14 protein-coding genes are annotated in these 13,410 nt (G+C 47.2%); 2 read left to right on the top strand and 12 right to left on the bottom strand.

Annotated features, from left to right (window positions below; translation table 11 throughout):
• Nucleotides 1–108: 108 nt before the first annotated feature.
• Nucleotides 109–1,590, bottom strand: a complete 1,482-nt coding sequence (locus KNO69_RS01505; protein WP_214815489.1) for a cryptochrome/photolyase family protein — start codon at nucleotides 1,588–1,590, stop codon at nucleotides 109–111.
• A 64-nt stretch (nucleotides 1,591–1,654) separates the two neighbouring features.
• Between KNO69_RS01505 and KNO69_RS01500 the strand changes: the two genes are divergently transcribed.
• On the top strand, nucleotides 1,655–2,284 hold the full coding sequence (locus KNO69_RS01500) for a class I SAM-dependent methyltransferase (protein WP_214815487.1): 630 nt from the start codon (nucleotides 1,655–1,657) through the stop codon (nucleotides 2,282–2,284).
• A gap of 108 nt (nucleotides 2,285–2,392) precedes the next feature.
• Here the strand turns inward: KNO69_RS01500 and KNO69_RS01495 are convergent, their stop codons facing one another.
• The 7 genes from KNO69_RS01495 to KNO69_RS01465 form a co-directional block, all read right to left on the bottom strand.
• On the bottom strand, nucleotides 2,393–3,331 hold the full coding sequence (locus KNO69_RS01495) for a sensor domain-containing diguanylate cyclase (RefSeq protein ID WP_214815485.1): 939 nt from the start codon (nucleotides 3,329–3,331) through the stop codon (nucleotides 2,393–2,395).
• A gap of 146 nt (nucleotides 3,332–3,477) precedes the next feature.
• Nucleotides 3,478–3,756, bottom strand: coding sequence for a hypothetical protein (locus KNO69_RS01490; RefSeq protein WP_214815483.1), 279 nt, complete (start codon nucleotides 3,754–3,756; stop codon nucleotides 3,478–3,480).
• A 57-nt stretch (nucleotides 3,757–3,813) separates the two neighbouring features.
• Nucleotides 3,814–4,863, bottom strand: coding sequence for a C45 family autoproteolytic acyltransferase/hydrolase (locus KNO69_RS01485; protein WP_214815481.1), 1,050 nt, complete (start codon nucleotides 4,861–4,863; stop codon nucleotides 3,814–3,816).
• A gap of 64 nt (nucleotides 4,864–4,927) precedes the next feature.
• A complete protein-coding gene (locus KNO69_RS01480) occupies nucleotides 4,928–6,664 on the bottom strand; it encodes a methyl-accepting chemotaxis protein (protein WP_214815479.1) in 1,737 nt (578 codons plus the stop codon).
• 95 nt (nucleotides 6,665–6,759) lie between these two features.
• On the bottom strand, nucleotides 6,760–7,215 hold the full coding sequence (locus KNO69_RS01475) for a hypothetical protein (protein ID WP_012727337.1): 456 nt from the start codon (nucleotides 7,213–7,215) through the stop codon (nucleotides 6,760–6,762).
• An 11-nt stretch (nucleotides 7,216–7,226) separates the two neighbouring features.
• The gene (gene fabZ / locus KNO69_RS01470) at nucleotides 7,227–7,649 is read right to left on the bottom strand and encodes a 3-hydroxyacyl-ACP dehydratase FabZ (protein WP_031422282.1); all 423 of its coding nucleotides are present in this window, start codon (nucleotides 7,647–7,649) and stop codon (nucleotides 7,227–7,229) included.
• Between the two features lie 13 nt (nucleotides 7,650–7,662).
• Nucleotides 7,663–7,923: a DNA-directed RNA polymerase subunit beta gene (locus KNO69_RS01465; RefSeq protein ID WP_031422281.1), complete on the bottom strand. Its 261-nt coding sequence runs from the start codon at nucleotides 7,921–7,923 to the stop codon at nucleotides 7,663–7,665.
• A 197-nt stretch (nucleotides 7,924–8,120) separates the two neighbouring features.
• Here KNO69_RS01465 and mscL point away from each other — a divergent pair, with 197 nt between their 5' ends.
• On the top strand, nucleotides 8,121–8,501 hold the full coding sequence (gene mscL, locus KNO69_RS01460) for a large conductance mechanosensitive channel protein MscL (protein ID WP_214815477.1): 381 nt from the start codon (nucleotides 8,121–8,123) through the stop codon (nucleotides 8,499–8,501).
• Nucleotides 8,502–8,517: 16 nt separating this feature from the next.
• On the opposite strand, the gene KNO69_RS01455 is transcribed toward mscL, so the two are convergent.
• From KNO69_RS01455 to KNO69_RS01440, 4 genes are all read right to left on the bottom strand, one after another.
• Nucleotides 8,518–9,621 carry a glycerate kinase family protein gene (locus KNO69_RS01455; RefSeq protein WP_214815475.1) on the bottom strand — a complete coding sequence of 368 codons (1,104 nt, stop codon included), beginning with the start codon at nucleotides 9,619–9,621 and terminating at the stop codon, nucleotides 8,518–8,520.
• Between the two features lie 60 nt (nucleotides 9,622–9,681).
• The gene (locus KNO69_RS01450; protein WP_214815473.1) at nucleotides 9,682–10,464 is read right to left on the bottom strand and encodes a flagellar hook-basal body protein; all 783 of its coding nucleotides are present in this window, start codon (nucleotides 10,462–10,464) and stop codon (nucleotides 9,682–9,684) included.
• 11 nt (nucleotides 10,465–10,475) lie between these two features.
• Nucleotides 10,476–11,249, bottom strand: a complete 774-nt coding sequence (locus KNO69_RS01445; RefSeq protein ID WP_214815471.1) for a flagellar hook-basal body protein — start codon at nucleotides 11,247–11,249, stop codon at nucleotides 10,476–10,478.
• A gap of 98 nt (nucleotides 11,250–11,347) precedes the next feature.
• Nucleotides 11,348–13,303: a HAMP domain-containing sensor histidine kinase gene (locus tag KNO69_RS01440; RefSeq protein WP_214815469.1), complete on the bottom strand. Its 1,956-nt coding sequence runs from the start codon at nucleotides 13,301–13,303 to the stop codon at nucleotides 11,348–11,350.
• Nucleotides 13,304–13,410 lie beyond the last annotated feature (107 nt).

Here is a 13,410-nt window from a genome sequence, read left to right as displayed (position 1 = left end):
CTATTCACTTGGAGTGAGGGGGTCTCACAGCTCCTATCGTAACGAATGATTGTAAAGACACGATAAAGAAATCGCAAAGTTTCATGAAGAGAACGTAAAAAAACCGATTCACGGGGAATCGGTCAACGTCTGTTCGGCTTTCGCTAAGATATCGGATTTCACATCATCATCCCGTCCTTGCCAATTGCGGACCATCATCTTCATCCGCTGGTTTTTCGAGAATCGTTCCTCGTGACGATCGATGAACCGCCAATAGAGGGCGTTGAACGGACAGGCGTCGTCTTCTGTCGTATGTTTCGGGTTGTATGCGCAATCCCAACAGTAGTCACTCATCCGGTCGATATATTTTCCGGAAGCGACATACGGTTTTGTGGCGAGCTTTCCACCGTCCGCATGAAGGGCCATCCCAAGAACGTTCGGTAAGACGACCCAGTCATAGGCATCGATGTACATCTCGTTGAACCAGTCGCTCGTCTGTTGCGGTGAAATCTCGAACAATGTCGCATAGTTTCCGAGCACCATCAGTCGCTGGATATGATGATTGTGGGCATGCGCGACGACCGGTTTCAAACTTTGATGCAGACAGTTCAAATCCGTCTTCGCATCCCAGAAGAAGGACGGTAAGTCGCGTTCATGCTTGAACGTGTTCACGTCTTCATAACCGGGCATGACAGCGAGATAGACGGCGCGCATATATTCCCGCCAACCGAGAATTTGCCGGACGAATCCTTCAATCGACGATAGCGGTGCATCCGCCTGACATGCCGCATCAACGACTTCTCGCGGTGTCAGTAAACCGATATTGATGGCAGCCGACAACAGGCTGTGTGACATCTCGGGTTCATCCGTCATCATCGCATCTTGATACGGACCGAACGTTTCAAGTCGTTCTTCTACGAACTGTTTTAGCGCACGTCTCGCCTCGGCATGTGTGACCGGCCAATGGAACGAGATCACCTCCCCCGGATGTTCCGAGAACGTCGACTCGACTTTTTCAATAACGTCTTTCGTGATTGAATCCGGACGAAAATGAACGGCCGACGGAAACGATAGTCCTTCTTTCGGTGGTTTTCGGTTATCCGTATCAAATGACCATTTTCCACCGCGAGGCTTCCCGTCTTCGAGTAATACGTCGAATCGCTTACGCATGTAACGATAAAAACGATCCATCCGCCACGGTTCATTTCCGAGCGTCTCGGTCGCTTCCTTTTTTGATAAGTAGAAGAGCGGGACATCCGTATGTTCGACAAGGTGATGTTTCTTACCGAACTGTTTCAGTTTTTTCGCCATCGGTTCGTCCGTGACAGCGGTGATATGAATTTCGTCCGGATTGTACTGTTTCACATGGTTGTCCCACGCCTCTTGGAACGAATCCGCTTCGTGGTAATCTACGGTATATCCTTTATCACGCAATTCTTCCGCAAAGTGGCGCATCGCAGAGAAGATCAGGACGAGCTTTTGTTTATGGTACGGACGCCACGATGCGCGCGATGTCGCCTCAATCATGACGATGACGTCATCTTCTTTCATATCCTTCAACATCGCAAGTTCGTGCGAGAGTTGGTTGCCGAGTATCCAAAATGAACGCATGTTGTTGACTCCTTTGTCTCATCGATGTGCTACAATCGAGCTACTTTCGAAGTGAGGTGATGATGTGTTACCACAAGTGCTACTGAAATGGATTGACAGTCAATACGAGAATCCAAGGGGTCCCGTCGGAAAGTATATCGGGGAAAAGATGGTACGCCAACACCGGATCGAAGTCGAATGGACGATTGAACAGTTAGACATTCAACCCGGTACAACCGTTCTAGAGCTCGGGTGCGGGGCCGGCGATGCGATGGCGACCATCCTTCAACGACATCCTGACGTACATGTCATGGGTCTCGACCGTTCGAAGACGATTCTCGATTCAGCACGACAGCGTAATCATGCTTCGATGCAAACAAAACGGGCAAAGTTGATTCAAGGAGATTTGCATCAATTTGAGATGATGGACGCATCCGTCAATCACGTGTTCAGCGTTCACACACTATATTTCTGGAGAGATGTCACGACCGTTCTGTCTGAAATCGAACGCGTCTTGAAACCGAATGGCACATTTGTCATCACCTACTGTGACGGGAAAGGTGATGTCGAATGGAACGACATCTCCGATATGATTCGGAATCAATTTATCCCCGCAGCGGTGAGTCTCGGATTCAAGGACGTATCGGTACAACGTGGACCGGACTCCCGTGATTATCATACGGTCGCCGTTACGGGATGGAAACCGAACTCTTAATCACTACCCGTTTTTCATTCGATCCTTTCACGCCAATCGGTTCGTTGGTGCTGAATGCGAAAACAGAAGGCTAAACCAATCGTAATCCATCGGTTTAGCCTTCTGACGTTATTTATAAAACTTGTACGTGTTCTTCCCGCTCGATTTAGATTGATACAGTGCAATGTCTGCCTCTTTCAATAATCGACCGAGGTCCGCCTGTTCGTCGGAATCATATTGAGCGATGCCGATGCTCGCTGATAACGGGAGATGGTCGTCCCATTCTTTCAATACATACAAGATCTGTTCAGCATACCCAATGACAGTCTCTTTGGATAACGCATGTGCGATTTTAATAAGGAATTCATCCCCACCTAAACGATACACTCTCGAATCAGGTATCGGCTCCCTCAAACGTCTCAGACGAAGCGCCACTTCTTTCAAGACAAGGTCCCCTTCATCATGACCGAATGTGTCATTCACCCATTTGAACCCATCTAAATCAATTAAAAACAGTGCCCCACCTTGATTCGGATTCGTCTCAAAATAGTTAGACAAGTAATGTCGGTTATAAAGATCCGTCAATTCATCCCGTGAGGCACGACGTTCAAGTTCTAAATAGTAACTGAACATACGAACCACGCGCTTCAACAAGCGGACACTTTTTGAATCGTACTGGGCGCTTTTATGATTGGCGACACAGAGCGTACCGAAAATATCCCCGTTCTTCGTCAGAATCGGGATTCCCAAATACGACTTGATGTTCACTTCGCGCAGTAATGACTGAAGTCGCGTCGATTCAATCTGCGATTCGATGTCTTCATACATCAAAACTTCTCGTTGATTGAAATCGATTCGATTACATACCGTATCCTTCAAATCAAAGGACATGCCTTCTTCAAGTAGGATAGGAGAATCTTGTGAGGATAGTTTGAGTATATGTTGGGTGTCATTCTCAATTGACGTGAGATAGACTAGTTTATCTGGTACTATTTCTTTTGCTAACTCAATCAAGTCAATCGCTAGCTCATCAAAATTCCGATACATTTGAAACTCATATGAGTGCATATGGCACCTCCACTCGAAAAAAATCATCCATACTCATTATATCGAACTCTTCAACCGTTTCCTTTACTTACATCGAACAACATAAAAAAATACCTCGGACGCGGATTGGAACCCCTACGTCATGAGGCATTTTCATATAATCAGACTCATCCCCGACTCTTCCGTGTCAACGTCAATCCACCAAATCCACTGATGACAGCGATATAAAATCCTAAATCATAGAACCAGCCGGTATTGTTCACTTCATACACGCGATATGTGTCATTGAACAATCCTAAAATGAGTGAGATCGGTGCAATCCATCCGTGCCAAATACCCCAGAAAAAACCTGCCGGGTCTGTCGTGTACGTTCCGTCTCCGGGTACACAGCCGCCGAGTAATGTGACGAGCGTCAACATCATGAATATGATTCCAATTCGTTTCATCGTTCATCCCTCCTGTTATGTGTATTCCCGATTATCGAAAAAAAGCACTGACAAACGTCAGCGCCACAATTGAACCGTATTCGCAAACTCGATATCTGTCGCCAATTCCCCGTCAAGTGCATAGATGTCGAAGTCTTCCCCATCGAGCCATTTTTGGAAATCAAAGATGACCGGATCACGGTCTCCACCGAGCGCAAACCAGGTCTCGAGCGTTTCAGGGAAATAAGCAGCCGTATGAATCGTTCCCGCCCAACTCCTGTACAATTCTGAAAAGACGCCCTTGTCGGTGTCGTTCATGAGACGGAATGCGCTCTCCGCATCTTGGATCAAGTGTTGCACGACTTTGATTTCCATCATGCGACGAGTCGAATCATCAAGATGATAGCGATTCTCGTGTTGGAGTAGTTCAAAATGGTTCGTACAGATATTCGATTCCCGTACTTGGATGTCTCGAGGCGTCGCCTCGATTACACGTGTTTTCGATGATTTGTCATGGACGACGTATGTGAATGACCCGCGATGCGGAATCTCTTTTAATAAATCGACCGCTTCTTCCACTGTCGCACATGTTTCTAGAATGATTCGTCCAATCATTTGACAGACAAACCCGTCCCCAGGTCGACGACGATTGATGAAATTGTAGCCCATGGCAAGTCCTTTTTCATTCATCCCGTCCATACGTCCGGTGACACGAGAGACGGGTCCGATGACCGAGTACCCGTCATCCGGTTGAAAGACATTGTATCGACCGTCATACGTCATCGGGTGATAATCGTAATTCCGAACGAGAAAGTTATCCCCCGTCAAAATCGAACAGCCGCTGATTGGATTGTTGACTCGAAAATGGCCGAAATGAAGTAACGTGTCATTGAGCGACAGCTTCAGCTCATCTTGTAACCCAATCAACTCTTCCCAAATCTTTGGGGCAAATTCATTGAAGGCAGCCTTTGCCTCAGTGGCATCAATCTCAAATCGCGGAACGCGTAGTTTCCACTGATCCGTCCGATTTTCGAGCAATTGACTGCGTTTAATATATTTTCCTTGAAATCGTCCGAAGTCATAATGACTTCCCCGAAACTGTGTCAGTTCACTAGAGAATTGTTGCATGAAAAAAACCTCCCTTGCGCCCATTATAGCGGACGCACGAGAGGTCTGTCTGAAGTGAGACTGTTTATAACTTGAACTGTTGACTCATTCGTTGCATGTCCTCTGCCGTGCTCGACAAATCTTTTACGAGACGATTCATCGTCTCACTCGTCGCCGACATCTGTTCCGTCGCAGCAGCCACTTCCTCATTTCCGGCTGTACTTTCTTCTGAAATCGAAGCAATTTCAGACAGTCCATGTTGAATGTGATCCTGATTCGTCTTCACTCGATCGAGTTGGCCACGCATCGAACTCGTCAACTGTTGCATGTGACGAACGCTCTGTTCGATTTCAGTGAATGCAAGCTTCGTCGATTCGAGTGTCGCTTTCCCTTCCTCTGCAGCCGTCATGCTCTCTGTAAAGGTTTGACCGAGCGCAATCGAGTTTTGTTTGACGCTTCCGACGATTTCCGAAATTTCACTGACAGACTCAGCGACACTATCCGAAAGTTTCCGAATCTCCGAGGCGACGACGGCAAACCCTTTTCCGTGTTCACCGGCCCGAGCCGCTTCAATCGCTGCATTGAGTGCAAGCAAGTTTGTCTGTTGTGAAATTTGACGAATCATCGTGACCAGTTCCGTCACCTCGTCCGCTTGTTGTTCAAAGTCGCGGACTTGTCCTTGTGATGTTTTTACTTGCGCATGAATGTGAGTCATTTGATTGACGGCACTCTCCATGTAACGTAGACCATCCATCGTCACCCGACTGACGACTTCCGCCTGCTCACTCACTTGTTCTCCGTCTGATGTCGTTTGCTCGACAAGTGTCGAAAATTCATTCATATGTCCGTAAAGACGCATCGTCAAGACACTTTGATTCTCAACACCGCTTGCGATTTCTTCCATCGTATAGGCAATTTGGCGAGAGGCATCATTTACCTCTTCTGAGATACCTGAAACGTTACCACTCTCATCCCGTACCGTCTGTGCCGACGTTTGAATGCCGGAAATCAAATCTTTTAACATATGTGTCATCTTCTCCATCGACACCGTCAGACGTTTGATTTCGTCATTAGATTTTAACTTAATACCTTCAACCGCAGTCGTCGCTGTCGCCAAATCACCTTCAGCAATGGATGTGGCCACACGCTCTAATGCTTGGAGCGGACGCAATTTCCAGCCAAGATAACGCCAGATGATGATTCCCGAAACGACAAGGAGCACGAGTAAACCGATTAAGATTGGAACTAGACTCTCTTTTAAGACATGTCCTGTAATCGCGGAGACCTCAGTAGCAGCTTTATCAATTCCGAGTACCCCAACTACCTCGTTCCCTTGTTTAATCGGGACAAGCACCGTCACATACTTCCCGTACTCCGGATCATCGATGACATCGGTTGCGACGGTCTCACCTTGGAATGCGGGCTTTGCTCCTTCATACGTCATCGCTGTAGTCGGAGAACCAATCTCCGCAGCATCCGCTTCGCTCAATCCGTCCACGATCATTCGAACTTCCTCGCCCTCTGTGGCGATCGTGTATACATACATCGCCCCAATTTGCTGACGATATGCATCTAAGTATTCACGAAACTGCTCATACTGCTCATTTTTTGACGGATTCGCTACGAAGGATGCATAGGCATCGACATCCAAAGATTCACTAATCCGTTCACCATCTTCAATTAACGTCGCATGTAACGTACTGAGTACGGAATGCTTCGTACTGAAGTATTGCACTACTCCAAACAAAATGATGAGCAACGTGACGAAGACTAACATTGATGCTAGAATGCGTGTCTGTAACGACTGTGATTTCTGTTTCATTTCAATTCCTCCATTCTCTCCTTACTCTTTTTATCGGATAGAATAGATTTATCTCCACAAAAAAACAGGCGATTTTCGACAACATCGCCTGTTTCTTATTCACCATTTGTCGAATTAATGACTTCGAGTGGTATCGTGACTTCCGATTCACCCTCTTCAACGAGATGGAAGAGTGGAAGTGTCTCTGATACGAACAGATCCGGGTCTACGTCCGTCTGATACTCATACGTCCGAATATCCTCTTCACGCTCTGCAATCAGTTCACCAAATGGAATCGCAACGCGTTCGCCTTCGACCTCATAACTCATGACCGTCGTCGGATCAAGACGACGATTTTCGAGCATTCGAATCGTGAAGAGCATCGTCGTGTTATTCGTTCGTTCAAGAGAAACGGCGATTGCATCGGACTGTCCTGCACGTTTATCAATCATCGTTTCATCCACATTTTGCTCGTAAACGACGTTCTCTTCACTCGACTCTTCTGTCTGGAGCTGCTGACAACCCACAATCGTCATCAAGCCAACTAATAATACAATGACTAAAGCACGCATCCCATTTCTCCTTACTTCAAGGCGAAAGTGAGTTCTGCTTCACAAGCAACTTCTCCGTCGACCGTGGCCACGGCACGTCCTTTACCGATTGGTCCACGAATTTTCATGATTTCTACCTCGAGACGAAGTTGATCACCCGGGACGACTTGGCGTTTGAAACGGCAGTTGTCAATCCCTGCAAAAAAGGCGAGCTTGCCTCGATTCGATTCGTCTTTCAACATTGCAAAAGCACCGACTTGTGCGAGTGCTTCAACAATCAAGACACCTGGCATGACATTATAGTCTGGGAAATGCCCGTTAAAGAACTCTTCATTCGCCGTGACATTTTTTAATCCAACAGCACGCTTCTTTTCCTCGACTTCAATAATTCGATCAATTAACAGAAACGGGTATCTGTGTGGGATTACTTCTTTGATTTGCTCAATTGTATACATCCATCCACCGCCTTTAAGAGGTTAGCCAAAAATCGGTGATATGGCGCCAGGTCTCGATATCAAATACATCTTTCCAATCGCCTCCGCCAATGACGCTATATCCGATGACCGCTCCGAGGGCGAGCATCGCGATTGCCAACACTAAAACAACGAGCACGCGCAGTAAAATCGGGAATCGACGATGATTCGATAATCGCGATTGCTTTTTCTGCTTCGTCTCTTGTTCTGGTGAACCTTTTTGTTCTTCCGAACTCGTCTGTTCATCGTTCGCCACGTCCAACCATCCTTTCAGCTAAAATGATTATATCATATTAGTACCTGGTATTAAAATGCGTAAATTGCTACCTTTTTAGTGTACCCTATGCAGAAAAGTCGAACAAGCATCCTTCCCTTATAGAAGTCGAACGATTTATTTATTTCTTCCCTTCAAATATGCTACGCTTAGACTATTCAATGTCAGGAGGTTTGTCTATGTGGAATGAATTTAAAAAATTCGCAATGCGGGGAAACGTCATCGACTTGGCGATTGCTGTCGTACTTGGTGCAGCGTTCACTGCCATCGTGAACTCACTCGTCAATGATATCTTTATGCCGCTTCTCGGAATCATTATTGGAGGAATCGATTTTTCTGGCTTAAAAGCAAGTGTACTCGGAGTGGATGTGTTATATGGCAATTTTATTCAACAGATTGTGTCCTTCTTCTTGATCGCCATCGCCCTCTTCTTGATTGTCAAAGTCATCAATCGTTTACAGCGTGAAAAAGAAGTGGAGGAAGCTGCTATTCCGACCCCAACGAAAGAAGAGCAACTGTTGACAGAGATTCGTGATTTGCTAAAAAATCGTTCTTTATGAATGCGAAGGCGCCCGACTACTGTCGTGGCGCCTTTTCAATGAGGTGACGCACGCGTTGGACCGCATTCGTCAATAGTGGAGCTGCTTCCCAAATCGCTTCTTCTAACGTCATGATCCGAGACACGATTGGAAAAATGGCGACGATGCCGGACTCCATATGCGATGTGTAATCGGACTGTCCGGTGAAGACGAGGGTCGGGACCCCGCGCGTATGTGCAAGGCGCGCCAACCCATACGGTGCCTTTCCCTCAAAGCTTTGCGCGTCAAATTTACCCTCTCCTGTAATCAGCCAATCTGCTTTTTCTAACTGTTCTTCGAGCTTAGACCAACTGATTACTTCTTCGATGCCACTCACGTAGGTTGCACCAAGCTGCAATAGCGCAAAGCCGATGCCGCCAGCCGCCCCTGCTCCAGGAAGTGCTCTTCTATCCACTTCAAAACAGTTCGCGTAGTGATTGAGAATCCGGTCATATCGCTTCACTACATCTGCCGCCAATCCTTTCTGGGGGCCGAACACATAGGCTGCTCCGCTTTCACCAATCAATGGGTTCTGTACATCGGAAGACATTCTCCATACGACCTCGCGCGCACGCGGATGAAGACCGGACCAATCAATTGATGCCACTTCTTCTACTCGATGGGGGATGGTCGATAACACAGCACCGTTCGCATCGAGAAAACGAACACCTAACGCCTCAAGCAATCCTTTTCCACCATCCATCGTCCCGCTCCCTCCGAGCCCGACGGTGATGATCTTCGCCCCACGCTCTAGCGCTTGAACGATCTGTTGACCGACTCCGACTGAACTGTAGCGCCACGGATCGACATGAGCGAGGAGTGTCAATCCTGCTGTTTCCGCCACTTCGATTACCGCGTGCCTCGTTGACGGCTCGAAACCAAAACGTGCAACGCGCTGTATTCCATCCAAGCACACGACATTTTCTTCTGTAATGGTTCCTTCTGCATGTGTCGCAATCCAAGCATCCAAAAAACCTTCTCCTCCGTCAGAGATCGGTATGATGGTGACCTCATGCCCTTCAAGCGCACGAAGGACCGCTTGATTTGCTTCCATACTCGAAAGTGAGCCTTTGAATGAATCCATCGCGACTACAATCCGCATTGATGCTTCTCCCCCTTTGTCTATAAAAAAACCGCTTCTCGGCTCGAGAAGCGGTAGGCGTTATGGACGTAACGCCGTGACAAGCCCCATCATCTGATCGCTCATCGACATCGCCCGTGAATTCATTTGATATGCTCGTTGTGTGATTGTCATATCAGTCATCTCTTTCGTCAAATCAACGTTCGATGACTCGAGTGTCCCTTCAATCAATAGATTTCCGAGTGGACGATCGACTTCGGTCTCCAAATCCGCTGCGAACACGTTATCTCCGAGCGGACGTAATTCCGACGTATTGCGGACTTCTACGATGTCGAGACGTCCGAATTCTTGTTCAACGCCATTCACACTCGCAACGATCACACCGTCTTGACGAATGCGCTGATTCGTCGCATCGTTCGGCATCGTGATTGGATTACCGTCATCTCCAAGAAGCGGATTCCCGTTCACATCAACGAGCGTCGTCTCGTCACCGACTGACAATTGCATGTTTCCACTTCGAGTCACCCCGACACCGTTCGGCGTGTCCACGACAAAAAATTGACGGCTCGCCTTTAAAAAGACGTCCAATCCACGATCTGTCGTACGTACTTGTCCGATATTGAACTGCTGTGTAATATCGGCGACATGTCCCCCGACTCCAATCCGAATCCCGTTCGGTGTGTCTCGACCGACTTCGAATTCAGGACGCGGTTGGTTGTTATACGCCTGCGACAATAGCGAAGCAAAATGCCCCTGTTGACGCTTAAAGCCGACCGTATCGACGTTTGCAATATTGTGACCTGTCACATCTAATTGACGCTGAAGTTGAGACAGAGAGTTGACCGAGTTATAAATGGACTGCATGGTGTTCCTCCTTAACGAATACGAGCGATTTCGATTGCTCGCTCGGCACTTTTATCATACGCTTGGACGACCTTTTGATTCGCCTCAAACTGACGATACGTCATCATCAAGTCTGCCATCGTCTGGTCGAGGTTGACGTTCGCTTCTTCAATAAATCCTTGTAGTACTTCGACCTGGGCCTGCGCCGGGGCATCACCCGTCACACGCCAGTCATTGCCGACTTGTTCAAGAGTCGTCAAGTCATCGATTTGGTAGGCACCAAGAGTCGCCACGTTTTGTCCAAGCGATGTGATGACACCATCTTTCCCTACTTGAAACTCGCTCGATGGCAGTTGGATTCGTTCCCCTTCATCAGAAAGGATATATCCGCCGTCCGCAGAACGAAGGAAGAGCGCCTCATCGATCGAGAAGCGTCCATTTGTCGTATACAACGTCTCGCCGCCTTGTTCGACTGCAAACATCGGGGCTCCCGCAAAATCAGTAGGTGCCTTTAAATACAAGTCGGTCGGGCTACCGGATTCTGTGATACTTCCAGCTGAGAAACGGGGCATTGTTTCTTGAAGATAGACGCCCATTGATAGGGTACCTACTTCTCCCTTCACGCGCGATTTCGCGTTATCCGGATTGCTGACTTGTGCAAGAAGCATCTCCGGAAACGAACGTACCACGCCATCAGACGCTTTGAAGCCTGGTGTTCTCACGTTACCAAGGTTGTTGCTCAAAATCTCTTGTTGGCGCTGCAGGGCATTCATCGCTCCCGCTGCTGTATATAATCCGCGTAGCATAATCGTCTTCCTTTCATCCTATAACATGATTCACTCTCTATATCGTACCAAACGAGCGTGACATTCACCGTTTTTTCAAAAAAAGTTCATCCCATAAATTAGGATGAACTCTCTTCATTGACATGGTCGACCATCGGTAACTCGACAATCATCGTCGTTCCTTCTCCTAGTTGAGATTGAACAGAGATGGTACCACCGTGCAGTTGAACGATTTCTTTACAGATTGCTAAACCTAATCCGGTTCCACCAATCCGTTTACTTTCTTCTGATGCCGAACGATAAAATTTATCAAAGATTCGTGCTGCATCTTCTTCCGAAAGTCCTAACCCTTCATCCGTGATCCCGATTTGAATCGTGTCATCTTCACACGTGACATCGACTGTCACATTCCCACCTCTTGGAGAATACTTGATGGCATTGTTCAAGATGTTCGAGAAGACTTGACGTAATTGGGCCGGATCTCCCGCGACGAATAGCGATTCTTCACAATCAAAGTGGAAGAAATGATGCTCTGTCGACCCTGCGTGGATTTCGAGGAGATCTGATAATAAATCGTATAGACTCTCTACTTTAAAGTCAGGTACGCTCATACCCGCCTCCATTTTTTGAACATCTAGCAAGTCACTCACGAGTCGTTCGAGCCGCTTTGTCTCACTCGCAATCATGTCTAAATAGCGCTCTCGCTTCGTGTTTTCCAATTGACGACTTTTGAGCAGTTCTAAAAAACCGAGAATCGAGGTAAGGGGCGTCCGAAGCTCATGGGATACTGTCGCCACAAGTTCTGTCTTCAAGCGATTGATTTCTGTTTCCTGGGTAATATCTCGTGAAACAAAGATGACACCTACACGTTCATTTTGAAGATCAATCGGTTCGGCGTACATGCGAATCGTTTTCTGACCCTCTTGCATCGTATAGGTGAACGTTTCATCGAACATGCCTTCTTCTTTAGCACGCTTCGTGAAACCGTTCAATCCTTCTTGATCATCAATCTGGTTCATGAACATCGGATAGTACATCGCAATTGGGTATAGACTGCCCCGTTCTGTCGTCGGAATCGGATGTTCATATAAGTCAAAGAGCGCACTGTTCCCAAAGCGTTCATTCGTTTTGAGTTCCGTATAGACGATAGAATCGCGCATCGTGTGCAAAATTCGAGCGGTCTTCTCACGTTCGAGATCGACTTGATCTTGTTGGGTCCGAAGTGAGGTCGCCATCTCATTAAACGCTTTCGACAACTGTCCGACTTCGTTTTGCAGTGGTTTAATCGGGATGAGTGTCGCGCTCGGGTTGCTCGCGAGACGCTCACTGTTTACCATCAGCGTCTGCAGTTGATTGGTCAACCTTAAAATATATGGTTGCAACCCGACAAACAATATGAACAATGCCCCGAGTAGAATCAAAAGCCACATCCATTGGGCTTTCACTAACTGTTTTGACAGCGCATCTCGCAATTCACTTTCTTGAAAATCAAGATTTTGTCGATAATCGGTAAAGACCGACTCCATATCGACGATGCTCGCACTCATATCGGCAGCACTACTTGAGTTCAGTTTAAATCGCGTCTGAGTCGATGTTTCATTTATCGGCATAAATTGCCCTACGGTGCGCATCTGCAGGAACGATTCATCGATTTCTCCTGCCTGCTTCGCAACCACATATTGTTCAAGTGCCGGCATGACGCGTGTCGTATAGATTGAGAAGAGAAGTCTTGCATCCTCTGCGAACTGTACTTCTTCCGCGTTTCTTGCCTGTTCTTCGAACCAGGTCGTTTGCTCGTCGATATTCGTTTGAGCTGTTCTTACTTCTTCTAATAGCGCACGTTCTCCTAACAGGACGTGCCCTCGTAATTCATATTGCATCGATTGCCACGTTTCAAACAGGTCTGTCGCCCGTGCACGTTGCTCACTAATTCGTTCTAATTTTACGGTCGTCTCTTGAATCGATTGCTGTGTATAAAAATAGGTTCCAATCGATGTGAGCGTCACTAAGGCAATCAATATATAAAAAATCGTCATAACTTGTCGACTAATGCGTTGTTCAATCCAACGTTTCATGGAATGCCTTCTTCCTTCACTCTTAGAATGCCTCACTTCGTACGGTGAATGACTTTTTCTGTTCAAACAAAAAAAGTTCGGGTACGATGATGAGACGGAGAGTCACT

It is taken from the genome of Exiguobacterium sp. s131 (assembly GCF_018617345.1).
GTDB classification, from domain to species: domain Bacteria; phylum Bacillota; class Bacilli; order Exiguobacteriales; family Exiguobacteriaceae; genus Exiguobacterium; species Exiguobacterium profundum.
The sequence above is the reverse complement of the archived record's forward strand: the minus strand, read 5'-3'. Positions and strand labels throughout refer to the sequence as shown.

Excerpts from the sequence above, each read along its gene's own strand:
- KNO69_RS01505 (WP_214815489.1), bottom strand. The coding sequence starts at position 1,590 with ATGCGTTCATTTTGGATACTCGGCAACCAACTCTCGCACGAACTTGCG.
- KNO69_RS01475 (WP_012727337.1), bottom strand. The coding sequence starts at position 7,215 with ATGCGTGCTTTAGTCATTGTATTATTAGTTGGCTTGATGACGATTGTG.
- KNO69_RS01450 (WP_214815473.1), bottom strand. The coding sequence starts at position 10,464 with ATGCAGTCCATTTATAACTCGGTCAACTCTCTGTCTCAACTTCAGCGT.
- KNO69_RS01455 (WP_214815475.1), bottom strand. The coding sequence starts at position 9,621 with ATGCGGATTGTAGTCGCGATGGATTCATTCAAAGGCTCACTTTCGAGT.
- KNO69_RS01485 (WP_214815481.1), bottom strand. The coding sequence starts at position 4,863 with ATGCAACAATTCTCTAGTGAACTGACACAGTTTCGGGGAAGTCATTAT.
- mscL (WP_214815477.1), top strand. The coding sequence starts at position 8,121 with ATGTGGAATGAATTTAAAAAATTCGCAATGCGGGGAAACGTCATCGAC.
- fabZ (WP_031422282.1), bottom strand. The coding sequence starts at position 7,649 with ATGTATACAATTGAGCAAATCAAAGAAGTAATCCCACACAGATACCCG.
- KNO69_RS01480 (WP_214815479.1), bottom strand. The coding sequence starts at position 6,664 with ATGAAACAGAAATCACAGTCGTTACAGACACGCATTCTAGCATCAATG.
- KNO69_RS01490 (WP_214815483.1), bottom strand. The coding sequence starts at position 3,756 with ATGAAACGAATTGGAATCATATTCATGATGTTGACGCTCGTCACATTA.
- KNO69_RS01445 (WP_214815471.1), bottom strand. The coding sequence starts at position 11,249 with ATGCTACGCGGATTATATACAGCAGCGGGAGCGATGAATGCCCTGCAG.
- KNO69_RS01440 (WP_214815469.1), bottom strand. The coding sequence starts at position 13,303 with ATGAAACGTTGGATTGAACAACGCATTAGTCGACAAGTTATGACGATT.
- KNO69_RS01495 (WP_214815485.1), bottom strand. The coding sequence starts at position 3,331 with ATGCACTCATATGAGTTTCAAATGTATCGGAATTTTGATGAGCTAGCG.